Annotated in this window: 20 protein-coding genes; 6 read left to right on the top strand and 14 right to left on the bottom strand. The window is 57.5% G+C overall.

Annotation, left to right across the window (positions count from 1 at the left end; genetic code table 11):
* Positions 1-37: 37 nt before the first annotated feature.
* Together RA19_RS12485 and RA19_RS12480 are read right to left on the bottom strand one after the other, a co-directional pair.
* Positions 38-682 (bottom strand): response regulator transcription factor, encoded by a 645-nt coding sequence (locus tag RA19_RS12485; protein WP_039163382.1) that lies wholly within the window; start codon positions 680-682, stop codon positions 38-40.
* Positions 683-733: 51 nt separating this feature from the next.
* A complete protein-coding gene (locus tag RA19_RS12480; protein ID WP_039163380.1) occupies positions 734-2161 on the bottom strand; it encodes a cache domain-containing protein in 1428 nt (475 codons plus the stop codon).
* A gap of 283 nt (positions 2162-2444) precedes the next feature.
* Between RA19_RS12480 and RA19_RS12475 the strand changes: the two genes are divergently transcribed.
* From RA19_RS12475 to RA19_RS12465, 3 genes are all read left to right on the top strand, one after another.
* Positions 2445-3527: a TRAP transporter substrate-binding protein gene (locus tag RA19_RS12475; RefSeq protein WP_039163041.1), complete on the top strand. Its 1083-nt coding sequence runs from the start codon at positions 2445-2447 to the stop codon at positions 3525-3527.
* A 140-nt stretch (positions 3528-3667) separates the two neighbouring features.
* Entirely contained in the window at positions 3668-4594 is a 927-nt protein-coding gene (locus RA19_RS12470) for a TRAP transporter small permease subunit (protein WP_039163038.1), read from the top strand.
* Between the two features lie 15 nt (positions 4595-4609).
* Positions 4610-6964, top strand: coding sequence for a TRAP transporter large permease (locus RA19_RS12465; protein ID WP_039163036.1), 2355 nt, complete (start codon positions 4610-4612; stop codon positions 6962-6964).
* A gap of 149 nt (positions 6965-7113) precedes the next feature.
* Here RA19_RS12465 and RA19_RS12460 read toward each other — a convergent pair whose 3' ends face one another.
* The 4 genes from RA19_RS12460 to RA19_RS12445 all read right to left on the bottom strand — a co-directional run bounded on the left by RA19_RS12460 (position 7114) and on the right by RA19_RS12445 (position 9863).
* Positions 7114-7497 (bottom strand): VOC family protein, encoded by a 384-nt coding sequence (locus tag RA19_RS12460; RefSeq protein WP_039163034.1) that lies wholly within the window; start codon positions 7495-7497, stop codon positions 7114-7116.
* Complete coding sequence (locus tag RA19_RS12455; RefSeq protein ID WP_039163032.1) at positions 7497-8321, bottom strand: arginyltransferase; 825 nt, start codon at positions 8319-8321, stop codon at positions 7497-7499. Before RA19_RS12455 ends, RA19_RS12460 begins: the two co-directional genes overlap by 1 nt.
* A 578-nt stretch (positions 8322-8899) precedes the next feature.
* Positions 8900-9331, bottom strand: a complete 432-nt coding sequence (locus RA19_RS12450; protein WP_039163030.1) for an RDD family protein — start codon at positions 9329-9331, stop codon at positions 8900-8902.
* 76 nt (positions 9332-9407) lie between these two features.
* The gene (locus tag RA19_RS12445) at positions 9408-9863 is read right to left on the bottom strand and encodes a DUF2852 domain-containing protein (protein ID WP_039163028.1); all 456 of its coding nucleotides are present in this window, start codon (positions 9861-9863) and stop codon (positions 9408-9410) included.
* Between the two features lie 1074 nt (positions 9864-10937).
* Here RA19_RS12445 and RA19_RS12440 point away from each other — a divergent pair.
* Both RA19_RS12440 and RA19_RS12435 read left to right on the top strand, forming a co-directional pair.
* Positions 10938-11549 carry a hypothetical protein gene (locus RA19_RS12440; protein ID WP_193748266.1) on the top strand — a complete coding sequence of 204 codons (612 nt, stop codon included), beginning with the start codon at positions 10938-10940 and terminating at the stop codon, positions 11547-11549.
* 1668 nt (positions 11550-13217) lie between these two features.
* Positions 13218-14618, top strand: coding sequence for an alpha/beta fold hydrolase (locus RA19_RS12435; RefSeq protein WP_039163024.1), 1401 nt, complete (start codon positions 13218-13220; stop codon positions 14616-14618).
* A gap of 376 nt (positions 14619-14994) precedes the next feature.
* Here the strand turns inward: RA19_RS12435 and RA19_RS26580 are convergent, their stop codons facing one another.
* The 3 genes from RA19_RS26580 to RA19_RS26570 all read right to left on the bottom strand — a co-directional run bounded on the left by RA19_RS26580 (position 14995) and on the right by RA19_RS26570 (position 17037).
* Complete coding sequence (locus tag RA19_RS26580; protein WP_152615753.1) at positions 14995-15531, bottom strand: hypothetical protein; 537 nt, start codon at positions 15529-15531, stop codon at positions 14995-14997.
* Positions 15532-16064: 533 nt separating this feature from the next.
* On the bottom strand, positions 16065-16622 hold the full coding sequence (locus tag RA19_RS26575) for a hypothetical protein (RefSeq protein ID WP_152615752.1): 558 nt from the start codon (positions 16620-16622) through the stop codon (positions 16065-16067).
* Positions 16623-16638: 16 nt separating this feature from the next.
* Positions 16639-17037, bottom strand: a complete 399-nt coding sequence (locus tag RA19_RS26570) for a hypothetical protein (protein WP_193748265.1) — start codon at positions 17035-17037, stop codon at positions 16639-16641.
* 756 nt (positions 17038-17793) lie between these two features.
* Between RA19_RS26570 and RA19_RS12420 the strand changes: the two genes are divergently transcribed.
* Positions 17794-18621 carry an SDR family NAD(P)-dependent oxidoreductase gene (locus RA19_RS12420; protein ID WP_039163021.1) on the top strand — a complete coding sequence of 276 codons (828 nt, stop codon included), beginning with the start codon at positions 17794-17796 and terminating at the stop codon, positions 18619-18621.
* Positions 18622-19307: 686 nt separating this feature from the next.
* Here RA19_RS12420 and RA19_RS27200 read toward each other — a convergent pair.
* From RA19_RS27200 to RA19_RS12390, 5 genes are all read right to left on the bottom strand, one after another.
* The gene (locus tag RA19_RS27200) at positions 19308-19514 is read right to left on the bottom strand and encodes a hypothetical protein (RefSeq protein WP_206540276.1); all 207 of its coding nucleotides are present in this window, start codon (positions 19512-19514) and stop codon (positions 19308-19310) included.
* Between the two features lie 249 nt (positions 19515-19763).
* Positions 19764-21692, bottom strand: a complete 1929-nt coding sequence (locus RA19_RS27650; protein ID WP_039163015.1) for a calcium-binding protein — start codon at positions 21690-21692, stop codon at positions 19764-19766.
* A gap of 437 nt (positions 21693-22129) precedes the next feature.
* Positions 22130-23005: a hypothetical protein gene (locus RA19_RS12400; RefSeq protein WP_039163013.1), complete on the bottom strand. Its 876-nt coding sequence runs from the start codon at positions 23003-23005 to the stop codon at positions 22130-22132.
* A complete protein-coding gene (locus tag RA19_RS12395; protein WP_052261771.1) occupies positions 23002-23748 on the bottom strand; it encodes an AAA family ATPase in 747 nt (248 codons plus the stop codon). The genes RA19_RS12400 and RA19_RS12395 overlap by 4 nt, the downstream gene beginning before the upstream one ends.
* A gap of 64 nt (positions 23749-23812) precedes the next feature.
* Positions 23813-25605: transposase domain-containing protein (locus RA19_RS12390; protein ID WP_039163011.1), on the bottom strand; the 1793-nt coding region annotated here is incomplete at its 5' end.

The raw sequence follows: 25605 nt of genomic DNA, 5'->3' as shown, positions 1-25605 counted from the left end.
GGAGGGCGATGCGCAAAGGAAATTCTGGGTGAGGGGATCAGAACCCGGCGCCGGTGCCCTGCAGCACGCCATGTTCCAGCGCATAGCGGGTGAGGCCTGCGGTGGAGGAAATGCCCAGCTTGCGCTTGATGTTCTTTCGGTGGGTCTCGACGGTTCTGACCGAGATATCAAGCGTTTGCGCAACTTCCTTGTTGGATTTGCCCTGCGCCAGCTCCAGCAGGATGGTTTGTTCCCGGCCCGTGAGTGCCTCGCGGGTGTCACCGCCCTTGGGCTTCAGTGACCCCGCCGCGCCTGTGCAAAGATAGGTCTGGCCTTCCATCACCGCGTCGATGGCCTGTTTGATCTCATCCGTCGGCACGTCTTTCAGCACATATCCCATGGCGCCGTGGCTAAGGGCGGTGGAGATATATTCGGCGCTGTCATGCATCGACAGGATCAGGATGCGAGTGCCGGGGTGCTGCTCCAGGATGATCTCGGTGGCGCTGAGCCCGCCGAGCTTGGGCATGTTCAAATCCATCAGTACCACATCGGGTGCCAGCGTGCCCATCTGGTCGACAGCGTCCTGGCCGTCGGTCAGCGAGCCGACCACGTCGATGTCGTCATAGCTTTCCAGGATCGACTGGATGCCCTCGGCCACCATCGGGTGGTCATCCACGATCAGAACTTTCACCGGATCAGCCATCATTCCCCCAATGCAGCTTTCCTTTGCCGGGTCCGCCCGCCTGCCATCTCCCTATGGCAGTTGAACCGGCGTTCCCTCTTCTCCAGGCGGCAGCAGGTGGCTGAGAGGCAGGCTGGCCTCGATCACCGTGCCGCTTTGGGTGCCACGTGATGACAGAATGCGTAAGGCTCCGTCAAGCTGTTCGATCCGCTCCTGCATGTTCCTGAGGCCGATTCCGGGGCCGGAGCGGGCATCCCGTGGCGGTAATCCGCGGCCGTTGTCGGTGATCCGCATAGTGGCGCCGCGCTTGTGCCCCCGCAGATCGATGCTGACTTTGGTGGCCTCTGCATGGCGTTCAATATTAGTCAGGGCCTCCTGGGCGATACGGTACAGCGCGATCTTGGAATCCTGGTCCAGCCGGTTGCGGAAGACGACGGTGGAGAACTCGGTCTCGACGCCTGTGCGGGCGGCAAAATCATCGGTCAGCGCCTTCAGCGCCGGGCCAAGGCCCAAGTCGTCCAGCACGCCCGGGCGCAGGTCGCGGCTGATCCGGCGGACTTCGGTGATGGCGGTCAGCAGGTTCTCGGTGCCCTTTTCCAACGGGGCCTGGGCCGCCTCGCTGTCGCCGCGCGACAAACGCCGCCTTGTGTTGTCCAGCGCATAGCGCACGCCGACCAGTAGCTGGCTGATCCCGTCGTGCAGTTCGCGTGCCACCCGGCCGCGCTCTTCCTCCTGGGCGTCAAACACCCGCTGGGTCAGCTCCTTAAGTTTAGCGTCGGCCAGGCGGCGCTCGCGGATGTTGAGGAACATGCCGGAGGCGAAGACAAGCATCAGCGATACCAGGGTGATGCCGCCGATATAGAAGAAGGTGCGCTGCACCCGTGCCTCGACCTCGGCGCGTGACGCGGCCACTGTGGCCAGCACATCGTCGATAAACACGCCGGTGCCGATGGCCCATTGCCAGTCCTGCAGGCCCAGCACATAGGCGATCATCTGCGCCTCTTCCCCGGTTGAGGGCTTTTCCCAGGTGAAACTATGCCAGCCGGCACCGTCACGGGCGAGACGGATGAACTCATCCACCACCGGCACGCCTGCGCTGTCCGTCAATCCCGCCCAGTTGCGGTTGATAAATTCGGTCTGCCGCGGGCTCACCAGGTTGGTGCCGTCGTAGTCATAAACAAAGAAGAACCCGTCCTTGCCGTAGATCATCGCCGCGAGGATCTGGGTCACCCGCTCTTTGGCATCGGCATCATCGGGTGCGGCAAGGCCATAGATATGGGCAAAGCCGTTGCGCGCCTGGGTGACGTAGTTGCGCAGCTCTGCCTTCTTGGCCTCCAAAAGCTGCAGCTCCAGCGCCTGGATTTCGCGTTCGGCCAGGGCACGGGACTGATATCCCACCAGCACCGCAATCGCGGTGCCCGCCACAATCAGCGGCAGGGTCATCAGCAGAGAGAGTTTCTGCGCGTAAGTGGGGCGCAGAAAGGTGTCGAGCAGGCGCATGCGCGAAGTCCCGGAATTGGTCAGATTCTTGTACCGAATCATGGTGCGGCCGCCCAGAAGAATCAGAGGGGCAGGGCAGAATTGCGCGCAGTGCGGGTGTGCAGTATTGCCGTCTCGCGCCAAAAATGCGCGAACATTGCCGGCAAACCGGGCAAAAACGTTCCGTTCTACGCAGTAGTAGGTATTCACATAAAATTCACCGCCGCTAGGCTGGCCCCACTCGAACCGATCCGCCCGAGGGGCAAATCCCCGGGCATCCGATTTATAATGGGAGGAGTAATTTATGGATCGCCGTTCTTTCTTGAGAACTTCCGCGCTGGGCGGGACCGCAGCAGCAGCCAGCACCCTGGCCGCACCGGCCTATGCCCAGGGCAAGCGCACCCTGACCATGGTCACCACCTGGGGCCGCGGCCTGGCCGGTGTGCATGACTCTGCGCAGTTTGTTGCTGACACCATCACCACCATGTCCGATGGCGACCTGACCATCGACCTGAAAGCCGCAGGCGAGCTGGTTGGCGCGTTCGAGGTGTTCGACGCTGTGACCGCAGGCCAGGCCGACATGTACCACGCTGCCGACTACTATTTTGTCAGCCAGCACCCGGGCTATGCCTATTTCACCGCCGTGCCTTTCGGCATGACCCCGCAGGAGCTGGTGAACTGGTACTACCACGGAGAAGGCCATGCGCTGCATGACGAGCTGGGCCAGATCTTCGGCCTGAAGTCCTTCATCGGCGGCAACACCGGCCCGCAGGCCGGCGGCTGGTTCAACAAGGAAATCAACGGCCCCGAAGACTTCAACGGCCTGAAGTTCCGGATGCCGGGCCTGGGCGGCAAGGCGCTGGGCAAACTGGGCGCATCCGTCCAGAACATCCCGGGCTCCGAAGTGTATCAGGCGCTGTCCTCCGGCGCGATCGACGGCACCGAGTGGATCGGCCCCTGGGCTGACGAAAAGGCCGGCTTCCAGGAAATCACCAAGACCTACTACACCGCGGGCTTCCACGAGCCGGGCGCGGCGCTGTCGGTTGCCACCAACCGCGACGTCTTTGAAAGCCTGTCGCCTGCCCATCAGAAGATCATCGAGATGGCAGCGGCCGCCGGCCACCAGTGGAGCCTGGCGCAGTTCATGAACAACAACGGTGCAGCGCTGCAGCGCCTGCAGTCCGGCGGCGTGAAGACCCTGGAATTCCCGGACAGCGTCTGGGATGCCTTCGGCTCCGCGACCAAGGAAACCCTGGACGAGTTCATGGGCGACGAACTGTTCGCAAAGATCCGCGGCAGCGTCGAAGCGTCGATGAAAGCTTCCTCGGGCTGGATCACCAAATCCGAAGGCGCCTACCGCGTTCAGCGCGACCGCGTTCTGGGCTAATCTGCCGTACCGGCATTCATCGGATCCTCCGCGCGCGACGCGGGGGATCCACATGCAGTTGCTAAAGACGCGGGACGGCCGGCAAACGCCGCGTGCCCAACCCAGCGCAGCAGCTTCGCAGCAATCTTCCCGGGGGAAATATGCAGGAAGAGAGTGGCATCACCTTCTTTGGCGCAATCTGGGGCGGGCTCGTCTGGCTGATCCAGAACCTCGCAGGCGCCTTCTATAATTTCGGCTACGCCATCACCCATCCGCAGCTTTGGCTCGACTGGTCCGACAAGGCCTCGGTCATGCGCTTCGTCTACTATGGCGGTTCGGTCGAGTTCTTTTTTGTTGTCTTCACCACCTTCCTGGTGCTGACCGGCGTGGGGCTTTACTTCCGCGGCTTCATGTGGGGCATGGTGCGGGGCCTGGAAGGCATGGCCAATACCGTTGGCCGCTTCTTTGCCTGGGCCGGCCTTTTGATGGTCCTGCAGCAGATCATCATCGTCTTCATGCAGCGCGTCTTTGCCCGGCCGGACATCAGCTTCGGCTTTGGCATCCCGTTCAGCCAGGACATCAGCTGGTTTGCCGAAGAACTGAAGTTTTACAATGCCTTGGTCGTCTGTCTTTGCGTGACTTACACCTTTGTGCAGGGCGGCCACGTGCGCGTTGACCTGATCTACTCCGGCATCAGCTTCCGCGCCAAGAAGGTTGTGGACATGCTCGGCTCGCTTCTGTTCATGATGCCTGCCGCGGTGCTGACGTGGATGTACGGCTGGTTCTTCCTCTGGCGGCACCTGATCGTGCCGAAGCCTTCGGCCTCGGACAGCCTGGAAAGGCTGGTGATGAAGTCCCGCGCGCTGCGCTGGAACGTCGAGACCATCGGCTTCAGCCCCAACGGGTTCAACGCATACTTCCTGTTCAAGATCCTGCTGGTGCTGTTTGCGGGCCTCGTGTTCCTGCACGCCATTGCCTTCTTCTACCGCTCGTTCCTCGAGTTCGTCGAAGGCCAGGGCAGTGAAAACAAATACCTCGACAAGGACAGCCTTGGAGAGGGTGAAGAAGCCTACGAAGGCACGCACTAAAGGGACGTCGGAAACATGCTATTTGGACTTGATGGCGTCGAGATCGGCCTGCTCATCGTATTCTTCTGCCTCTTCGGGGGCATCCTCTCCGGCTTCCCGGTGGCCTTTGCCATCGGCGGTGCCGGGATCATCTCCTTCGGGATCATTGCGGCGCTGGACAGCGCCGGCATCCTGATCCACCAGGCGATTGATACCTCTTCGCAGGCCTACCGCGATCTGCTGAATTCGGGCATCAGACCCGACAAGGTGTCAGTCTTCCGCTACCCGGATTTGCCAAGACTAGCGGAACCCGTGTTCGCGCAGGGCTGGGAAGTGGCGCTGGACCGCAACATCTCCTTCATCGTCAACCGCATGAACGAGCGGGTGCTGGCGGGCGCGTCGATTGAAACCCTGCTGGCGGTGCTGATGTTCGTGCTGATGGGCATCACCCTGGAGCGCTCCAAGATCGCCAACGACCTGCTGACCACCATGGCGCGCGTCTTTGGTCCGCTGCCCGGCGGTCTGGCGGTATCGATTGTGGTTGTGGGCGCTTTCCTGGCGGCCTCCACCGGCATCGTCGGCGCTACTGTGGTGACCATGGGCCTGCTGGCGCTGCCGACCATGCTGCGCAACAACTATTCGCCGGAGCTGGCGACCGGTGTGATTGCCGCCTCGGGCACCCTGGGGCAGATCATTCCGCCGTCGATTGTGATCGTTCTTTTGGGCACACTGGCAGGCGACCTCTATTCCACTGCGCAGGAAACCCGCGCGGCAGAGGCCGGCTGTTCCGATGCGCTGACCTATCTGGGCGAGCCTGCGGTGGTTTCAGTTGGCACATTGTTCCAGGCGGCGCTGCTGCCAGGCATCCTGCTGGCGCTGCTCTACGCGATCTATGCCTTTGGCTATGCGCTCTTGAACCCGCATAAAGCTCCCGCTGTGACCATCGAGGGCGGCACCGGCGAGGTGATCACCCGCAACGAAGGCCTGATCTGGTTCCTGGGCGTTCCGGCTGCGCTGATCGGCGGTGCGGTGCTGCTGTCGAGCTTCAACGTGATCGGCAGCCAGAACATCACCGTTTCGGCCTTCTCGGACGCTGGTGAAACCGCGTCGCTGCGCACCAATGTGGGCGCCGAGTGCAAGGCTTCGATGATCGATCTGCACGGGCAGGAGGCCTGGGACGCCGCAGTGGCAGAACAGGAAGCCATTGACGCCGCAGGCGGTGTGACGCTGGCAGAAAAGCTGAGCGAGGAAGAAATCGCCGCAGCCCGTGACGCCAAGATCGCCGCTGCTGCGCCGATTGGCACCGGCATCACCGTGATCATGGTTCTGCTCGGCCTGGTGCTGGCATTCGGCCGCGGCGTTGCACCGTCGCGCGATGCCAAGCCGCTGATCCTTGGCGCCATTGGTGTTCTGCTGATTGCCTTGGTGGATCTGGTGGCGGTTGCACCGACCACATCCGCGGGCGTGACGGTGCTCTGGATCGCGCTGCCGGTGCTGCTGGCGCTCTACGGCTGCAAGGAAGCTGCAGCGCGCTGCGCCAGGAACGATCTGATCCGGGTGGTGTTCCCGCCGCTGGTGCTGATCGTTGCGGTGCTGGGCTCGATCCTGGGCGGCATCACCAACCCGACGCCCGCCGCGGCGCTGGGGGCAGGCGGCGCCATCATGCTGGCGGCCTACCGCAAGCTGCAGGACGAAGGCAAATCGGGCAAGATCATCATCTGGTCCACCTTTGCCGTGATGCTCTGCATCCTGATCGGCATGAACTTTGACCTGCGGGTGAACCAGGGTGATGTAAGCTTTGAAAGCTGGGTAGCCTTCTTTGCCGCCTATGCCACCTACCTCTATGCGCTGTTCGGCCTGCTTTACGGCTGCTGGGTGCTGTTCAAGTCGGGCGTGCTGACCCCGGTGGTGCGGGAAACCGCCAAGGTGACCTCGATGGTTTTCACCATCCTGATCGGTTCGCAGCTTTTGAACCTGGTGGTGATCTCCTTTGGCGGCGAGCACTATATCCAGCAGTTCCTGAAGAGCTTTGACAACGAGATGACGGTGTTCATCATCGTGATGATCGTGCTGTTCATCCTGGGCTTTGTGCTGGACTTCCTGGAGATCATCTACATCGTGATCCCGATCGTCGGGCCGGTGATCTATGGCGGCTCGTTTGATCCGAAATGGGTCACCATCATGGTGGCGGTGAACCTGCAGACTTCGTTCCTGACACCGCCCTTCGGGTTTGCGCTGTTCTACCTGCGCGGGGTGGCACCCAAGGAGGTGACCACAGGCCATATCTACCGCGGGATCGTGCCGTTTGTGCTGATCCAGGTGGTGGGCATCGGTATCCTGTGGATGTTCCCGGCGATTGTGACCATCGTGCCTGCGCTGATCCCGAACTGATCGGGATCAGAGGAAGGAAACGGAAAAGGGGCCCTTGCCGGGGCCCCTTTGCTTTTGTGCCAGGGCGGGGGCGCTGCCCCTCTGCGCGCGGCGCGCGCATTCACCCCGGGGTATTTGGGACCAGAAAGAAGCAACGGTGACTGGCAGGGTCAAGCGAACTGGATCAGGTCCCAGCGGTTGCCAAAAGGATCACGCCAGACCGCAACGGTGCCATAGGGCTCAAAGCGGGGATCTTCTTCGAAGGTGACGCCCTGGGCCAGCATGGCAGCATGGTCGCGGGTGAAATCATCAGTGGCCAGGAACAGACCGACGCGGCCGCCGAACTGGTTGCCGATGGCGGCTTGCTGATCCGGCCCCTCGGCGCGGGCCAGGATCAGGCTGCCCTGGTCTGCGCCTGGCGGCAGGATGCGCACCCAGCGCTTGCGGCCCTGGTCGATGTTCTCGGCCAGCTGCCAGCCCAGCTGGCCGCAGTAAAAGGCGATGGCGGCGTCATAATCCGGCACCACCAGCGAGACAGCGTGCAGATACTGCATCAGCGTTTTCGGTGAATCGGCTGCTCGGGCAGCTGAATGTTGGCCACCTGCTCGGCAATCGGGTCGGTTGAAAGCGGGTGGCTGGCGGTCTCGTATTCAGACGGGTCGGTCATTCTTTTCCACTCGCTGCGGTGGTAGATTTCCAGGCCGGAAAACTTTGCTTTGTAACCCATCTTCTGACTGCCTGGCACCCAATAGCCGAGGTAGACGTAAGGCAAACCGGCCTCACGCGCGATCTGGATGTGGTCCAAGATCATGAAGGTGCCGAGCGAGTTCTGCGGCTGATCCGGCGCGTAGAAGGAATAGACCATGCTGAGCCCGTCCTCCAGCACGTCCGTCAGCGAGACCGCCGTCAGCTGGCTGGTGCCCGGTTCGGCATATTCCACCACCCGGCTGCGCACCGGGGTCTCTTCGATCATCGCGGCGTATTCGAACACATCCATATCGGCCATGCCGCCGTCGGCGTGGCGGCTGTCGAGGTAGCGGCGGAACAGGGCAAACTGATCCTCGGTTGCCCAGGGCGAGGTTGCCCGCCGCTCAAGATGCGCGTTGCGCTTCAGGGTGCGTTTCTGACTGCGGGTCGCGGTAAAAGCGGCCACGTCGATCCGGGCCGAAAGGCAGGCGGAGCATTCCGAGCAGGACGGGCGGTACAGCACATTCTGCGAACGCCTGAACCCCTGCTGGCTGAGGCTGTTGTTGAGCTGCTCTACCCCGTCGCCCTGCAGGGCGGTGAACAGCTTGCGTTCCATCCGGTCTGCCAGATAGGGGCAAGGCTGCGGCGCTGTCACGTAAAACTGCGGTGCAATGGGAAGGGTATGGCGCATCAGAACTCTTCAGCAGGATTGCGGGACAGACATGTGGCAATTACCGGACTGATGATAGCGCCGTGCAGGCTAGGCGCCAAGTGGCGTTGTGGAAAATGGATTAACGGGGGCTTGCGGCTGATGGCAAAGACGGTGCCTCTGCTTTGCCTCGGGCCGATCCGTTGTCAGGATCCTTGCGGGCGTGGGCCGGATGGAAATCCGGGAGCAAGTGCTTTTGCGACACCCCTAAGGGAAAGCTCCGGTCGCATTCGCTACAGATGGTCCTGACGCCGCGCCCGCGTTCTTTGGCCTTGCCATCATCGGCGGAAGGGGCGGGGCATAGGGAACAAAGCAGGTATCACCACGCAGCAGCCTGGCTGCAAACTTGCAAACCGGAAGCGCGGCGAGGTTGATCTGCACCAGAACGTGTACCGGAATTTCAATTCCGGGCTTGCCAAGGCTGGTCTCCGAGGGTGAGCGGTCATGGCAAATGCCATGAAAAAGAAGATATTGTGTGCCATGGTTCAGTATCCAGCCGGAATGCTAGGCTGCCGGGCAGAGCCAGCCTAGCAGCCGGAACTCAGCACATCAGGATGGGATCAAACCCGCCGGTTCAGCATCACGGTGCCGAGGAAGTGGTCGGTCAGCCCTTGGCCGCGCGATGAGGTCAGCATCAGGATCACCGAAATCACCTGCAGCACCGGCAGTGCCAGAGACAATGAATAGCCCGCGGTGTGCAGCGCCGCCAGGCCGCTGTCGAGGCGCTGGCCGGATCCGTCGCGCAGCTCGATCCCGGCAAAGCGCATGCCCCAGGTGGCTGAGCCATTGGCAATGGTTACCGTCCGGTAGGCAAACCCGACGGCCAAGTACAAAACCGGCAGGATCAGGAGCCCGGTGAAGGCGGTCAGCAGCACTGCGCCGGCGCTGAAGGCAAAAATCACGATACTGTCGATGATCCAGGCCACCAGCCGCTTGGCGGGAACAGAGGTGTAGAATTCTGCCTGGTAGTCGGGGTCGGGCAGGGCGGTCATAAACGGGTCCTTTGCTGAACAGAAATGAAGGTCCCGGCCCCGCCCGGACGGGAGGGGCCGGCAGAGGATGCGTCGCTCAGTGGCGCTTGGGTTCGCCGCTGCCTTCGCCGTTGTCCTCCAGATCTTCGCTTGCAGCCGCTCGGGCGCGCTCGTCCATGAATTCGTCGAACTCCGCCTTGTCCTTGGCTTCGCGCAGGCGCTGGAGGAAGGCCTCGAAGTCGTGCTGCTCTTGTTCCAGGCGGCGCAGGGTGTCGGCTTTGTAGGCGTCAAAGGCGCTGTTGCCCGAGGGTTTCATCGCCGAGAAACCATGCGACCAGGCTGCGCGTTTGTGGCTGCGGCAGGATTTGCTGAACATGCGTTTGTTCCAGATCATGTAGAAGAGAAGGGCGAGGCCAACCGGCCAGAAGAACACAAAACCAAGGACCATTGCGGCGATCCATGCACCTTTGCCCTTGCTGTCAAGCCAGGCTTCGCTGCGGGAAAACCAGCCCTGCAGCGGCGCGCGCGGGGCGGTTGGGTTGAAACTCGTCATCGGGGTCCTCCTGGTTGCGGCTTGATGTAAATCCTTTTCACATGAATGCATATCGGAGGGCGGAGGGGATCTTTCAAGCCCTCATGTAAACATTTTTCACATTGGGGTGCAGAAGGCGATCCGGCTGCAGCGGCACACCTTGTTCTGCTGTTGTAGCGGGATTGTTAGGAGTGTAGCGGGACACTTCGCGTTGCAGTGCGGGACACTTCCCGTTGCCGCAACTCGTTTGTAACGGGACACTTCGCATTGCAGTGCGGGACACTTCCCGTTGCAGCAACTCATTTTTGCGATCTTACTCTTTTAGTGGCAAAACCTGGATTCAGAAGGCCACCGCGCCGCCGACCTTGGGACACTTCCCTTTGGAGTGCGTGACTCTTAAGGGGGGAATTGAAGGTCCGGGGCGGGAAAACGGACCCGTATCACAAAAAGCTTAGCAAACTAGTTTGTGGGTGCTCCGTGGAAGGCACGTATCGGGCCCTGAGCGGCCGTTGCCACTCGGATAGGATACAGCAGTCGGAGCCGACTACTTACCCGCATGGCGGACATTGAAAGACGTTGAAGCGAACGCCTGAAAAGAGCCCATAGCGGTCATTGATCGCTTGCCAGGCTCTCGCAGGCGCAGCAAGTCGATCCCCCACGCAAAGCGGCCATTGCTACGTCCCGCAGGGAGAGACGGACGCGGACAGAGCCGCCGTTCGCCGCTCGCGCAGCAATAGGCAGCGCGCAACGGTGGCTTTGCGCAGAAACCGGACTTTGCCAAGTTGCAAAGTTTTGCGTGCCTCTGTTGGGAGGCAGCCCTAAGCCGACATTGGAACAAAGGCCCAGGATTTCGACACAACTAAGATCTGTTAACGCCGCAGTCATAAGCCAAGAGGTATCCAACAACGCTCGTTTTTTTGTGGGCCCAGTCGCGATAGCAGACATTGCGACATCTCGGAAAATTGGGTTCATATACAGAGAAACCACTACGATCTGGATCGACCTGACAGATCCGGCAGATCAGGAGTCACTCTAGCTATGTTCGGTCTTTTGAGGAAACGGCTCCGCAGCCTTGTGAATGGGGCGCAAGAGCCCATGCAGGTGTCGACCGACACATATGAAATCGAAGCGCCGCTGTGGTTCGCAGAGTGTTTCTTCCTGGTCCAGGGCCTGAGCGTTGGAGACCGATCCGCGATGATTGGCGCGATAGAAAGCGCCCGCGCAGGCGAAACTGCAGGACTGATGACATCCAAAGGAACTGTTACACATGAGCTTTATGGCCGCCTGACTCGGTTCGGTTATTTGGACCGTGTGGAAGTTGATCTGCACGGAACCATGGCGCAGTGGGAACTGCGTGACGCGCAGCAGCTCCACTTTTTGGGTTTTGTTGCAGCAAGCTTGGTCGATAGCCTGACCCCAAAAGACCTGGTGCGAACGTCCAAAGGCATCGCTGCGAACCGAAAGAGTTTCGACAAGATGCCAAGCAAACTCCTACACATGATGCGGTTCACCTCTTTGCGTCCCAATTGGCCGATTGCCGATGCTTCGATCAAGGCAAGAGAGTTCAGAGCCATGGAAACGCTCAAGCTGATAAAGGCGAGTGGGGGTACATGGCAGTCGACGGAGTTGGGGACGATGACTTTGCCGTACCTGTTTGACCATCTGCTGACTGAAAAACGCCTGTGGCTAGAGGAGCGGAATCGATGAGCGTAGATGCTGTAGGAACAGTCCGCCGTGGACGCGGCGCACGCAAAGCTGCGCGCCAGACCCGTTACATAAAATGCAGCCCGCGCTCAAACTGCCGCTGACTGAGCCGATTGTGGATATGCACGGACTCTCTGGACACTTCCTGTAAACTGCCCAATTCGGGGTGGAGGAAGTTTTCATGACGAACGAAGAATGATACAGCCAACGTAAACTGAGAGTGTTTCAGGGCAACAAAAAAGAGCGTCACGCCTTGTGCGCAACGCTATCAGCTTATCGCCGACTTTTATCGCGACGGATATGATCCTGTGACCATGGTCCGCTTTAGCTTCTTCACAATAATTTTTTCGCATGCGAAGAGTGACCGGAATCCGACCGCCCTTCAGACAGCACGCATCTCAGGATGTGCCAAGATCATATCTGCTTTGGGCTGGAATCGACATACTGCAGCTGCGAGGTGGCCTCACTTGGCCAGCGGCAGCCAAGGGCTCGAACCACCGCATGTACTCATCACAGTGCATGGCGAAATCGAGCCCTATCTGTCGTGGGCTGCTGACTTCACGGGCTAAACTTTGGCCGGTCGACTGTCGACCGCCATCAGAAAGCGGAAACTCCGATGTCATGGAGAGCCACAGGTCCGAACAGCAGTAGAACCCTCACTTGACGTTTTTACGAACAGAGAGCACGTTTGCTCGGATACTTTCAGAAATTTTGGGCAAAACGGATTGGGAAATGTCAGAAACAAAGCTCCGCATAAGAGCAACGACTTTGGCGATCTGCACAAGTCTGAGTGCTGCCTGTATGCCGACCAGTCCTTTGCACGAGACACTAGCAACAGCTTCAGTAAGCAAACAGCGCGTAAGTTTCGCCGACGAAACTGAGGTAACAGTGCATTCAGAGATTAAACTCGAAAGCAATGCCCTAGCAGGCTTCAATGGGTTCCAAAGAACAGGTGGGGTGTACGGGGCAATGTATGTCACAGAGGATGGAAGAGCATTCTCGTGGCAGTCGCGTCGCTTCTCCGTTGAAGACGCAAAGGCAGCGGCTCAAGTGGATTGCGAGGCCTTCTATCAGCGGGGCTGCGTACTATACGCTACACTCGGACCCACCAAACTTTCTGAAGGTAACGTGTTTATTCCAGATCAGAATAGAAGTACGTGGGAAAACGCCGTGCGAGAAACCCAGACCGGGAATTACATCGCCATAGCTACAAGTAAGACGGGCGCATCCGGCTTTGCTTGGGACTTCAGCTCTGCTTCAGAAGCCCGCACAGCAGCCCTAGAGACATGTAAGGGTAACACCACCGCCAAATCCAAAGAGACAGTTGCACGGGTCGTGACTGCAAACGAGAAGGCAGGCATCTACAAGTGCCGCACGTTTGGCACTTTCAGGTAATCTGGCTTTAACGAAGGCTCGGTCGTCCTGTATTTCGCGTCCACTTTGTTTCCACTTAACCGTCCTTCCTTCGCTAGCTTTTCAATGGCCGCTTGGCTGCGGTTTGCGACGTGCTGCGCCTGCGAGGGCCTAGCAGGCGATCAAAGACCGCTATGGGCTCGAACCAGCCGCAGATGCGTACTGCGGCGGATGGCGGGATCGGGCCCCGATACAAGCCGTTTGCACAGTCAGTGAAAAAGATCATACGCTCTTGGGGATCGTTCCAGGAGGCGACCGATGGCGCAGCGCAGACTTTCCAGCGTTTTGGCAATGGACGTGGCCGGTTTCAGCCGTATGATGCATTCCGGAAGAGACGAGCTGCTACACGCACTTGACGAGATATTCCGTTCGACAGTCAGGCCCAAAGTCAAGGCGCACAGCGGGCGCGTCGTCAAACTGATGGGGGATGGCGCCATCGTTGAGTTTGGGTCAGCAAGGGATGCTGTTCTCTGTGCCGCAGAAATCCAGGAACGCATGGGTTCGGCGCCTGCTCCGTATGATTATCCGGAGCGGTTGTCGCTTCGGATGGGCGTTCATGCCGGTGACGTCACCGTTTCAGAGGGTGATATCTTTGGCGAAGCCGTCAATGTTGCGGCGAGACTAGAAGCGGTCGCGCCCGAGGGCGGGATTTTCGTTTCAAAGCTCGTGACTGACCTGGCAGGGAGCGGTCTTCCAGTTCGCTTTCGGAATGAGGGGACCCATCGTTTCAAGAATATCGAGGAACCGCTGCAGGTCATGTCTGTAGATGCAAGCGGAGAGGACACCGCTTCGGAAGCGGCGGGCCTTGAAAAGGGACAGGACATTCGTTTCGCCAAGAGCGCCGATGGTGTCAGGTTAGCTTGGACTGCCGTTGGCAACGGTCCGCCGTTAGTCCGGGCGCCTGCGTGGATCAGCCGTCTCGACATGGACTGGCGTCTTCCGCTCTTGGGTCACTTTATCAGGGCTTTTTCTCGCTCAAATAAGTTCATTCATTTCGACGCGCGTGGGAACGGTCTGTCTGATCGCGAAGTACCTGAAATCAGCTTCAAAGCAATGATTGAGGATTTACGGGCAGTCTTTGACGCTGCTGAAGTTGAGAGAGCGACCATCCTCGGTATGTCTCAAGGGTGCGCGGTGGCGGCCGCTTTCGCAGCCCGGTATCCGGAGAGGGTCTCGGGCATTGTGATGGTCGGAGGCTTTCCGCTTGGCCGATCCAAACGTCCTGTGAAAAAGGATCAGGAGAAAGCAAGCGCCATGCAGACGATGTTGAAAGTAGGTTGGGATGACGAGTACCCTTCGCTTCGAGACATGATGGCGGACATGATAGTGCCGCTGGCGAGCGTCGAAGACCGTCGTGATTTTGCGGAAGCTATGCGCAACATGATTACGGCCGAAATGATCAGCAGTTATCGCAAAGCTCTGGATGAAATTGATGTTACCGATATTCTCCCCGGTATTAAAATCCCGTGCCTTGTTTTGCATTGCGATGGCGATCGAATGCATCCCGCTGAACAGGGGAGGCTGATGGCGTCTCTCCTGCCCGACGCTCGGCTTGTGACATACGAGAGTTCCAGCCACATACCTTCTGTGAACGATCCGTGCTGGCCTCTTATGAAGTCCGAGATTGAGCGGTTTTTGGGGCAGTGCGCCACTGATTAATGGCCGGTGGACTTGCCTTGATTCAGGCACCGAGTTTGGAATGCAAATTGCGGCAACGTTCGGCTTGCCCGTCTTTCCCTTCCAGACCTTGCAATGACCGCTAAGCGTCGTTCGCGGCCTGCTGCACTCGCAAAGGACCGCGCGGTGGTTGATGACCGCAAAGGGCTCAGAGCGCCCGTCAGTGCTCTCCGCAGCGGGCGACCGGATCGAGACCAAACTGAAAAATGCTGCGACACGCTCGAATGTCGGGTTCCATCAATCAGCCTCGCATCCTGGTAGCTTGTTAACTTGCCGAATACTGAGTTTAGTAAGAAATTTATGATCAAAGCCGCGTCAGAAATGCACTGTAGCGGTAAGAGCATTGCACCCTTTACAATCAGCTTGTCGGTGTCGAACACATACTTTCAATGGACAGAACAACGCTTTTCTCCAATGGCAATGAGCGTGTGATGAACACATAATCCGGATATTCTTGGGAACGCCAATAAGTCTCATCACCATCGTATTTATAGTAATTTTTGGGACATTCCGGATGGTACGATTGAAGCCTTAACGAGGCAACCAGTAGTCCAATTTGTGTCTCCGGGTCGCTCTCGAATTGATCAACAACACTGCATTGTGAAACCGGCCCTCGCCGATTGTCTGCATAGATATGAAAGGTTGTGATTGCATCAGGCTGCGGGGTTGGTGCATATACTCTGAATTTCCTGGATCTTTGATGATATTTGAGCTCTTTTTGCTGGTCGAAGCGCTCATTAAGTACCTTAACAGTGGCAGAAACGCTGTGCACATTTTTTACACATACTGCACGAAAATCCTCAAAACTACCATCCGCATGAGCTGACAAGGTTCCTATCCCTGTTCCCAAGGTTAGGCCCACGACTGTTTTAATCGCTTTCGCGGTGAATTTCATTCCATAGACCCTTATCTGATCTGGTAGGTTCCAAATAGCTTGGTGTTGAGTGAAAATTGGCAGAGTTCGCCAACGTCTTCAAGCGTGACGCTCTGTTGTCCGCAGGGACAGCGTTTTTTGAGTGCGCCGCAGCAGACCAATGCAACTTGGCCAAGTTCCTCGAGAACTGTCGATATGCCGAAATGAGCTTACGGCAAACACCATCCCAAGATGAAGTAATTGTGCTTTTTCAACAGAGTTGACTGAACTCCGAAAAGAAACGCAACACTGAGGTCTCTAACCCGTTGTTTCGTCAAAGCAGACCTTCGCTATGGCATTATGTACAGCAGCTCCGTCCCGCTTTTGCGGCCTTGCTGGAACTTGGCGTTGAGTGTCCGGTCTGCGTCGCTTCACGGCCTTCTGCAGGTGCGAGGGCTTGCTTGGTGGTCAGTGACTGCAAAGAGCTCGACCCCTCACGCCAGGCAGAAGTCCTCTCAACAAGTGCTCTTGTCTGCCGTGTCGACTTCCTGCACTTATCGCGGCAACCAAGCACACTATTGAAGGAACCATTTATGCCTCTTAGAATCGCCGCTGTTTCGGCAATCCTCTTGACCGCCGGATGTTTCAATCCCGAAACTGTGGTTGGTCAACAAGCAATCGCCCCCACACAAGCAGTAATCGACCAGGTTCAGATCGGAGTTAAGGCACGCCTCAAGCACCCCGACTCTGCACAGTTCCGGAATATTCGTGTCGAGAAACGAACCTTTGACAGCGGCCGGGTAATCACTTTGGCCTGCGGCCAGGTGAACGCCAAAAACCTCTTTGGCAAATTTGTAGGCTTCAAGGTTTTCAGGGGAGAACTCTACCCCACCCAATTCGTTCCGCATAACCTTGATCAAAATGTCAAGAATTTTGAGTCCAGAAAAACCTGCGGCTAATGCGAACACAAGACCGGTCCTGAAACGGCAAAAGCCCCGGCAATCGCCGGGGCTTTTCTTTACGTTCCAGTCAGCTCCTTTGTTGGACACCAGAGAGGGTTCGCGCATCGTCCTCCGGTACTGGCCGGTAGGATTGCCGATAACACCAGTATGCGCATCTCCTCCTAAAACCATTGACGGTTAGGTGTTTTTAACGTGATCCGTTGCAGTCCGTGACCTTGGATAGCGATAGACCAATGGTTCCGCTGTCCGGGTAGACGCTAGCCGAGATCATGAAACCAGGATAAGAGAAGTCCACTTTCTTCCATGCAAGAAAGGGATTCTCTTCATAACACAGATCCACGTCTCGCCCGCATTTGTAAATAGTTGAGGGAAGTGGATCGCCGGTCACCCCTTTTCCTTCTGGAAACACTTCGACAATGTTGCCAGTTCGAATGAACGTGCCCGAGGCAACAATTCGGCCTGCAGAATTTTCCATATAGTGAAATTTGCAGACCTGTTCCGCATGAGCGACACTAGGAGCCCACTGCGAGCCCGCAGTCAAACCAAGTATCAAAGCACCAAACCCAAATGTCTTTCCCAACTTCATTTCTCCTTTGATGGATTGCGCCGGTTTCGGTTCAAGCTTCGGATCCAGCTTTCGCGATCAGGCCAGCAGTCACCCAAATCAAATTTTCGAAGGTAAGCGTCCTGTTGTTCGTCAGTGAGATTCCGCCAGTATGGATAGAACACATCGAACAAGTAGTCCTCACCTCCGCCCATTCTCCATCCCATGCTACCGATGAGAATTTCTGGAAACATGAGCCACGGCGGAAGTGGCTCAGCCTAAAGTTTTTCGTATGAAAAATTAGCTGCCAGCTCCTTTGCCTTCAGACGATTTTCTCGGACGTCCTTAGGCTCTTTGGTATACCTGCTCCGCTGAAGGGTCAACTTGAGCCACCTGCAGTCATGCTGTCAACATACGCCTTCGAGCTCCTTAATTGGACACCCCATAAAGCTGACGCCGCCCTTGCAAGCGACCATTGTCCAGACAACGGGACACTCCTTCATTCCTTAGCGAACCTCTCAATGGCCGCTTAGCGCCGTTCGCGGCCTGCTGCAGACGCAAAGAGTCGCCCGGTTGCCGATGACCGCTTTGGGCTCGATCCGGCCGCTCGCTGCGGTGAGAACAGGTGGGCGCTCCCGAGCCCATTGCCGTCATCTGCCGTCTGGTCGCTCCTCGCATGTGCAGCGCGTCGCAAAAAGGTGCTAAGCGGACCTTTCCTGCCGTTCGCAAATTGCTTGATATCTCTGAATATCCATGTAGCGCTGTTGCGTCACAATCTGCCAATCACGGGATCGTCAAATGGGAACTCTTTCAGGGAAAACGGCCATTGTCACGGGTGCGTCGGCTCCTCAGGGGATCGGTCGTGCGATTGCCTTAAGGCTGGCGGCCGACGGTGCTAACATCGTTGTCGCAGATATTGACGGCACAATGGAAGTGCAGGGCGATCCTCGTTCCAGAGCGAGTTTGCTTGACGACCTTGTTGCAGAGATAAACCAAGGCCAAAGCCGGGCAATTGCAGTGAGATTAGACGTGACACGCCAAGAGGATGTGGCGGCGTGCATCACCCAGGCCAATTCAGCGTTCGGCCGCATAGATATTCTGGTCAACAACGCAGGATCGCTAGCCGGCTCAGACAATTTCCTTTCGACAACACCTGGCCAGTGGGAAGATAGCTTTCGCGTCAACATTCTGGGTCCGATGATGATGTCACAGGCAGTGATCCCCGAAATGCAAAAAATTGGTGGCGGAAGGATCATAAACATAGGCTCTACAGGAAGCCTTGGCGCAGAACCGGGGTTTGGTGCCTACACTGCGATGAAGCATGGACTCGTCGGATTTTCCAAGACGTTGGCCGCCGAGTTTGGAATTGATGGCATTCTCTGCAACACGGTTTGTCCGGGCTATATAGCGACGGATATGCATGCCGCAGCCAATTTTCGGCTCGCTGCTGAGAGCGGCGTTTCCCTCGACGAGATTAAGGCTCAGCGCTACGCTAATGTTGCGCTGCGGGATGCGGGTTTGCCAAACGATGTGGCGAATGCGGTGGCCTATCTTGCGGGACCGCAGGCAAACTATGTCACTGGTATCAACTTGCCGGTTACGGGTGGCGTGCCGGTCGGAATATAATCAGTGTACAAGATAGGTATGGGCTCGTTCCCAACATCCGCTGCGATTCTGGAAGGCGTCCGGTTCGAGCCCACAGCTGCCATCGGCCACTTGGTTGCCTCTCGCATGCGCAGCACGTCGCTAACGGTGAAAAGCTGCCGAACGCGAGCAGTCGGGAGCTTCAATGATGCCTCTAGTTTAGCGGAAGGCCAGTTCGATTTTGACTGCCGCAACCAAGTAAAGCGTGCAAGCGGCGATCATCGCTAAATCACGCGAAAAAGGTTCTCTGACGCCTGCCTGCGTTCTGATTGCCGCCCCATAGCCAGTCACTATTCTCTGGCCTACCCACCAGTAACGAAGGAACAACAATGCAAACCTGCCTCTATGCTTCCAGCGGTCTACCCACAATGTAACCGAAGAAGGATAAAGGAGCTGGGCCAGTAGAGACATGTAAGTCGGCAGGATCAGCAGGAAGAGTATCAAAATCAATCAAGCAGCCTTTCATGAGACGCCCTCTTGGGCTTTGCGGGGCTAATCGTTTCGCAAGACTGCTATAGCCAATTTTCGAAATCCATGCAGCATTGGACGGCGAGGCTCGAACTCGCCTTACACTGCGACCTGAAAAGGCAACTGGGAGCCCACTGCTGCCCTTGCTTCCTGGCCGGGATGCTGCAAGCGCACCAGGCGCTCCCAGCCCATTGCCGCCTTTAAACCGTCGTGTGGCCAATCGCCTTCAGCATCCAGAAAGCGGCGCAAAACCGGTAGCCATCGACCGCAAGAACAGGGTGTTCGCAGGTTCCGAGGGCAGCGGCAAAGCCATGGCTATCGCCTATACTTCGATCAAAACCGCCAAGATGAACAGCGGAGAGTTGCAGGATTTTCTCGCCTGGAATTTCGCCGAGATCGCGGATCAAAATCTCCCGCCTTAACCAACTCGTGCCCTGGAGTTCCGCTATTATCACTGCGTAGCAACAATCGCGGTGAGCGGGCCAGAGAGCCGCACCGGGCGGTCACTCAAGATCTGGATGGCAGCCTCATAAACCCGCCCCGCAAAAGGGCAAAGCAGCAGCTTCCTTACCTGCTGCTTTACCCGAAGGCCCGGCGGCAGCTACAGCCAGGACCGCAACGGCCCCGGCCTGACAGCTTCACATAGCCGCCCCGTCTCAAAACAAACCTATTTCGCCAATAAGGTCGTCCACACTGACACCATTGACTCTGAGCGTATCGCCATTGTCGAAAGTGAAAATAACATCGCCGCCGTCCGGTTCTGCTTTGCTTAGCAATTCGCTGACGGACCAAACGTCTAGCTGCGTTTTCGAGAATCGGATGTAATCGTCACCATCGCCAAAGTCCGTTATAACATCGGTGCCTTCTGCGAAAATGAACACGTCTGCTCCGCTGCCGCCGGTAATCGTGTCATTGCCACTGCCGCCGTCCAGCGTGTCTGATTGGTTCCAGCCGTTCAGGGTATCGTTCCCGTCGCCGCCCCGCAGGGTGTCAGACCCTTTGTCACCAAACAAATCGTCATCGCCGTTGCCGCCCTCCAGAAGATCAGAGCCTGTGCCGCCGTCCATCATGTCTGCGCCGGCACCGCCATAAAGCTCGTCACCACCGATGCCGCCTTCCAAGGAGTCGTTCCCCGCGTGGCCGCTGAGCGTGTCACTTCCACCGCGGCCCTCCAAGGTATCATTCCCGGTGCCCCCCATATCGCCGGAGATCAGATCTCCCTCGCTGGTGCCGATCACCTTTGTGTTTTCATCGCCGGAAACGGTGATCTTGGCGGTAACGGTAGAGGCGCCTTTTTTGAACTTTACTGCAGAGAAGTCGTAGGCGCCTGCTTTTCCAGCCTCCACGAAAATCTCCTGATGGTTGGCGTCGATGTATTTGATGTTCGAAAAGGTTGCAGATTTGCCGATGGTCACGTCTGACACTTCGAGGTTGATAAACTTCAGCGTGTTGGTCCCTGCATCGCCATTGACCTGATCCTGATACAGCCAATCGTCTACAGCATTGTGAGTTATCGTATCGTTGCCATCGCCGCCGCGGATCGTATCCCTGCCGCTGCCGCCATCAAGCTCGTCTCCGCCGATGCCGCCGTCGAGAAAATCATCTCCGTCCCCGCCGAACAGGGTGTCGATGTAGTTCCCGCCTTCCAGACTGTCATCGCCCTTCCCGCCCCTCAAATAGTCGCGCGATTCCTCTCCCTTAAGCGTGTCATTATCGTCCCCTCCATAAAGGAAGTCATTATCTTTGCCGCCGACCAAGGAGTCGTGCCCGGCGTACCCATGAAGAGTGTCGCCGCCCTCGCCTCCGATCAGAGTGTCGTTCCCCGAGAGTCCGGCATCCGCAGAAATCAGATCACCTTTTTTTGTCCCGGCAATATAGGTAGCCTTGTCGCCAGTGATGGTAATCTCAGCAGTGACCGTGGTCAGGCCTTGCTTAAAAGTTATGCCGGAAAAATCGTAGATATTGCCTGGCAAATCGTTGTTTCTCCCCGACTGAACGAAGAGTTCATTTCGGTCCGTGTCGATAATCTCAATGTTGTCAAACGAAGCGGTTTTCGCGACGACAATGTCATTCGTGCCGGACTTGACGAACTTCAATGTGTCAATTCCGGACCCGCCGTTGACTAAGTCATCAAACAGGGTGTCATAGTCCGTATCGTGGGTGATCGTGTCATAGCCATCGCCGGCATTTATTATGTCTCTTCCGCTGCCACCGTCGAGGTCGTCTCCGCCAATGCCGCCGTCGAGGGTATCATCCCCATCCCCGCCAAACAGGGTGTCGTCGTCGTTCCCCCCGTCCAATTCGTCATTGCCAGTCCCGCCATCAAGGAAGTCTTTGGATCCCCCGCCCAACAGCTCATCATTACCTTCGCCGCCGTAGAGCCAGTCATAATAATCACCACCGTCCAGGAAGTCGTTCCCAGCGCGCCCGAAAAGAGTATCGTGGTCGCCGCCGCCATACAGTGAATCGTTGCCATCACCGCCATCAAGCACATCATCGCCTGCGAGGCCGGTTAGCGTATCGCCGTAGGATGTGCCATTCAGGGTGTCCGCACCGTTGGTTCCTTGCTGATCAATTCCAGCCATTTTCAATCTCCGTTAGAAATATGCCCGCAAATCACGCAAAAAAACTAACAAAACACTAACGGCCCGCCTGAAAAAGACTAGGTTCTCCTTCGTCCGCACCGGCTTTCCAGGACACCCGCGATGCTTGCCGGACTGCAGATCAGAAACCCGATGACAGCTCAGCGCTCATCCGGTATGCCCACCGCTTCTGCAGCAAAGCGGACGCGAGGTGATACCCAGGCTGCACCCGCAGCGAAGGTCCGAAAGGTCCCGCGAACGGTATCGCAGGCGGAGCTCTGAGAAAACAATTTCAGCATGCATCGGTTCACCGGGAGTTTTTCTTAACCGTGAAGTGGCGGCTTTGCTTGCAGCACTTCGATTTCCAACGGAAAACAATGCGCTGGGGCAAGAAATGTTGCGGTTTAGCGCCGATTTCTTTGCGGCCAGCAGGCAATCCCTCATCCTAGACGCCCTCCTGGCGCGTAGACAATCTTGTCGCCGTTGGTGTCGATGACGACTGTCATGTTTCGCCTCTGCGGCGGCAGCGGACCAGTGTTCTTTATCAAAAACAGCGGGGTTTCATTCTTCATTCCACGTGTACGCGCTGCGTTCCGGAGGTAGCCGGCGCGGCGCAGCATCCGGCAGTATTCAAGGATGTACTTCTGAGAAATATCCGGACGGGCTGAGGACAGCGCTGCAAACAGGTCGATAGGGCGGAAGCGTCGCTGGTGGCGGATTGCGGACCAGATCGTGCCCTCTTTGGTGCCGCGCTTGCCTTTGGCGTCCTTGCGGGTTTCCTCTGGGGTCTTCACAGTCAGGAAAGTCTTACCTTGGCTGCGGCCCCAAACCCGCATCACTCTGGTTTGCTTCAGTCGCTTGAGAAACCGTGTGCGGATAGTTTCCGACGCGCAGATGGATGCAACATCGGCCGAGGTGAAGTAAGGTCGTTCGGAAATGTATTTCCAGATTTCCCACTCTTCCGGGCCGCGCGGCTCGGCCGTTGGCAATTCAATATCGATGCCGGCCTGGTGCATCCTTTCCAGCAGCTTGGCCAGGCGGTTCTGAGACCAGGCGGTGTCCAGCTCATGGCCATTTGCGGCTACGATGATGTCGTTAGCCTGGTCAGTTCCCCAGACGGTATAAAATTGGACTCTGCCGTCTTTGCCGCACTCGGTGACCACGCTTTTGCGCTGCAGAGCACGCAAGAAATTCTGTCGTGCCCAATCGCTTGCTTCGCAGTGTGCGGCAACCTCCTGGTGAGTAAAGCGCAAACGGGTCTGGATGAATTCCAGGATCTCTTTTTCGGCTGCGTTGCGAGTGAAGACTTGGATCATTTCAGCAACCCCACGCGCGGCCTTGGGGCGTCCTTGCGGCGAAACTCCATGTCGCCCCAGTCCTCTTTGGTTATGTTCGACAAGCCGAGTTTGCTCGCCTCGCTTTTGACCTGGGCAAGGTCTGTTACCATGCGCCGCACATTGCCGGTGTTGCGTTCGAGAATGGCATGCAGCAGATCGTCAGCAACTTCGATGCCCTCAGCATAGACGCCCGCAAGCATGCGGGCATCTTTCATGGTGGCCGGTTGAGCGGCTTCTCGCAGCATGACGCGGCTGTCGATCAGTTCGAATTTCTTGAGCTTGTGAGGGAATTCTTCCATGCCGATCATCACAACCGGAATATTCGACCCATCGTGTAGGTCGCGGATCAGTTCAAGCACTCCGCGCCGGAAGGCATAATCCGCTTCGTCGATAATCAGTGTACGGCCGTCCAAGGCCAGCCCTTCACAGGCCTGTAAAACCATGTCCGGCACTACCCGCTTTGGTGCGATGCCGAGTTCTAGGAGAAGCCGTTCCAGAAAAGTCTTTTTGGTCCAGTCGCCCTGAATGGAAATATGGATAACGTCAAATGCAGAGGCGCAGAAAATAGCTCCGAAGGTCTTGCCGTATCCAGGGTAGCCGAAAAAAACTCCCAGACCGGGCATGCCGAAAACCCGGTTCTGCAGCTCGGTCACCATTGCCGCCATTTTCGCAACGTTGGTCAACGGTTGCAAGCTTTTGCCGATCTCAAGAGTCTGTTTCATGCTTGCTCCTATTCGGTCTTTGCCGCCTCCATGGGGCAACTAGGTTGCGGAGACCTTTTATGATTTACCCAGCAGTATCGCCGCCGAAGGCCTTCTTCAGTGCTGTCATTGCCTCGTATTCCGAGTGGCCTTGATAGCCTTCCAGCCAAGCCGCTTCGCGCTCCTCAACCTGGTCGCCGTTTTCTTGTCTGCGCTCAATGTCCCGTGCCTGGCTGAACCGCTCTTCTGGTGTGTCTGCCACCTTGAAAACCGTCCGTTTGCTGGGCTTCGCAGGTTTCTTTCGGCTGGGGACCATTTGCTGGATCAAGACCTCCTGGGCCGCCTCTACGCTGGGGTTTGAATGTTGCCGGAAGGACGAAACCCCAGGGTTCTTTGGAAACACCGGCTTCACCACCTTAGTTTCCATAAGAGCGGTGGTTTCCTTGCGGTGCTTGTTCAGATCGGCGCTAAGCTGCTCCGGCGAAAGCGGGGTGTGCAGCTCAGCCAGTATCTTCTCGGTCTTGACGATTTTCCGCTTCCTCTTGGCGGTGGCAAGGGCACCCTCGAGGTCAAAGAAGCCGATTTTCTGCTGGCATTCGGCAAAGCCCAGGTGAGCGCCTTCGAGACTGTAGATGTGGACGCCGCTGTGCAGGTCTTCGGGGTCAAAGCGTACAACAACCTTGCGGTTTGCCTCCTGGCTCATCCAGTCGCAGTGATAGACGTTGCCGTGGAACTTCAGACTGCCGTTGTGCTTGTGCAGCTTGGCGGTGCCTTGGCCCATCAGCCACAGATTGCGCTGTTCTTCAGTTGCCTTTAGAACCGATGCGCTTGCGTAGCTCTCGGCGAAGGTTTCGTCGAAGGATCGGCCCTTTGCCGTGTCAGAGCGGCGCCCGGTGCGGGTGTTGTGCTCTTCGATACCTTCTTCCAGAACCTCCAGAAACTCTGCCGCCGGGATTGCGCGGCTGCCATAGTTTTCCGGCTTGGCAGTTGGGCGGTTGCCGACATATGCACCCGAAAACCGGGGGTCTTTGGCTATGATTTTGGCAACGTCCCCGAAGCTCCGTTCAATGGGCTTGGATTGCCCGCTGGCTAGGCTCGCCCAGTGAATTTTGATGCCCAACAATGGCAGGACACCGATTGGGTCGTCTTCTCGGATCTTGAAGCGAAACCGGGTAGGGGCGCCGGCCGTCATCCATTTGTTGGCGAACTCAAGGCCGTTGTCGAAAAGGCAGCGTTTGGGGATGCCCCAGTTGTCGACCATCTCACCGAAAGCAGCCATGACCATGATCTTGTTTGGGTCATGATCCACCCGCCAGGATAGGAACTTGCCAGAATACAGGTCTTGGAACACCACGATCTGTGGCCGGTTCACAGTGCCGTCGGGCCATTTCACAAAGACATCGATCTTGTGGCAGTCGGCGTTGACCGCTTCCATCGCATGAAGGCCGGAACGGTCCCGGATTTGAGCGGGGAAGCACCGCTGCAGACCTTTAGCGCCTTGGCGCAAATAGACCTGGGTTGTGCGCGGCACCTCGGCATCTATCCAGCGCTTGGCAGTCTTCTGGATCGGGAAAGGCCAGCCGTTCTGCTTGGCGATTGTCACGGCAGATCTGTAGCAGGGCGCGAAGTCCGGACTTTCCAGTCGCAAGTATGCGCTTTTCAGCCAATCCATGAACAGCTGAAACTTGGCGCGGTCTTCTTTCTTAGTACGTTGCCGTGGCGGCCGAGGCGCCAAGTAGGCCAGCCGATCAGCTGCCGCGAGCCCTTCAACCAAGGCAATCCAATTGTAGATTGTGCGTGGGCTGACCTGCTGCTCTGACGCTACGATTTTTACAGCGTGTACTTGAGTTGTGCCACTGAGCCTCCCCAACTGAACTG

This window comes from Leisingera sp. ANG-M1 (genome assembly GCF_000813745.1).
In the GTDB taxonomy this organism is placed as follows: domain Bacteria; phylum Pseudomonadota; class Alphaproteobacteria; order Rhodobacterales; family Rhodobacteraceae; genus Leisingera.
This window is presented reverse-complemented; position numbering and strand designations above follow the sequence as displayed.

Coding starts and splice junctions, on each gene's coding strand:
- RA19_RS12485 (WP_039163382.1), bottom strand. CDS start 682: ATGGCTGATCCGGTGAAAGTTCTGATCGTGGATGACCACCCGATGGTG.
- RA19_RS12480 (WP_039163380.1), bottom strand. CDS start 2,161: ATGCGCCTGCTCGACACCTTTCTGCGCCCCACTTACGCGCAGAAACTC.
- RA19_RS12475 (WP_039163041.1), top strand. CDS start 2,445: ATGGATCGCCGTTCTTTCTTGAGAACTTCCGCGCTGGGCGGGACCGCA.
- RA19_RS12470 (WP_039163038.1), top strand. CDS start 3,668: ATGCAGGAAGAGAGTGGCATCACCTTCTTTGGCGCAATCTGGGGCGGG.
- RA19_RS12465 (WP_039163036.1), top strand. CDS start 4,610: ATGCTATTTGGACTTGATGGCGTCGAGATCGGCCTGCTCATCGTATTC.
- RA19_RS12460 (WP_039163034.1), bottom strand. CDS start 7,497: ATGCAGTATCTGCACGCTGTCTCGCTGGTGGTGCCGGATTATGACGCC.
- RA19_RS12455 (WP_039163032.1), bottom strand. CDS start 8,321: ATGCGCCATACCCTTCCCATTGCACCGCAGTTTTACGTGACAGCGCCG.
- RA19_RS12450 (WP_039163030.1), bottom strand. CDS start 9,331: ATGACCGCCCTGCCCGACCCCGACTACCAGGCAGAATTCTACACCTCT.
- RA19_RS12445 (WP_039163028.1), bottom strand. CDS start 9,863: ATGACGAGTTTCAACCCAACCGCCCCGCGCGCGCCGCTGCAGGGCTGG.
- RA19_RS12440 (WP_193748266.1), top strand. CDS start 10,938: ATGCAGGTGTCGACCGACACATATGAAATCGAAGCGCCGCTGTGGTTC.
- RA19_RS12435 (WP_039163024.1), top strand. CDS start 13,218: ATGGCGCAGCGCAGACTTTCCAGCGTTTTGGCAATGGACGTGGCCGGT.
- RA19_RS26580 (WP_152615753.1), bottom strand. CDS start 15,531: ATGAAATTCACCGCGAAAGCGATTAAAACAGTCGTGGGCCTAACCTTG.
- RA19_RS26575 (WP_152615752.1), bottom strand. CDS start 16,622: ATGGTTTTAGGAGGAGATGCGCATACTGGTGTTATCGGCAATCCTACC.
- RA19_RS26570 (WP_193748265.1), bottom strand. CDS start 17,037: ATGAAGTTGGGAAAGACATTTGGGTTTGGTGCTTTGATACTTGGTTTG.
- RA19_RS12420 (WP_039163021.1), top strand. CDS start 17,794: ATGGGAACTCTTTCAGGGAAAACGGCCATTGTCACGGGTGCGTCGGCT.
- RA19_RS27650 (WP_039163015.1), bottom strand. CDS start 21,692: ATGGCTGGAATTGATCAGCAAGGAACCAACGGTGCGGACACCCTGAAT.
- RA19_RS12400 (WP_039163013.1), bottom strand. CDS start 23,005: ATGATCCAAGTCTTCACTCGCAACGCAGCCGAAAAAGAGATCCTGGAA.
- RA19_RS12395 (WP_052261771.1), bottom strand. CDS start 23,748: ATGAAACAGACTCTTGAGATCGGCAAAAGCTTGCAACCGTTGACCAAC.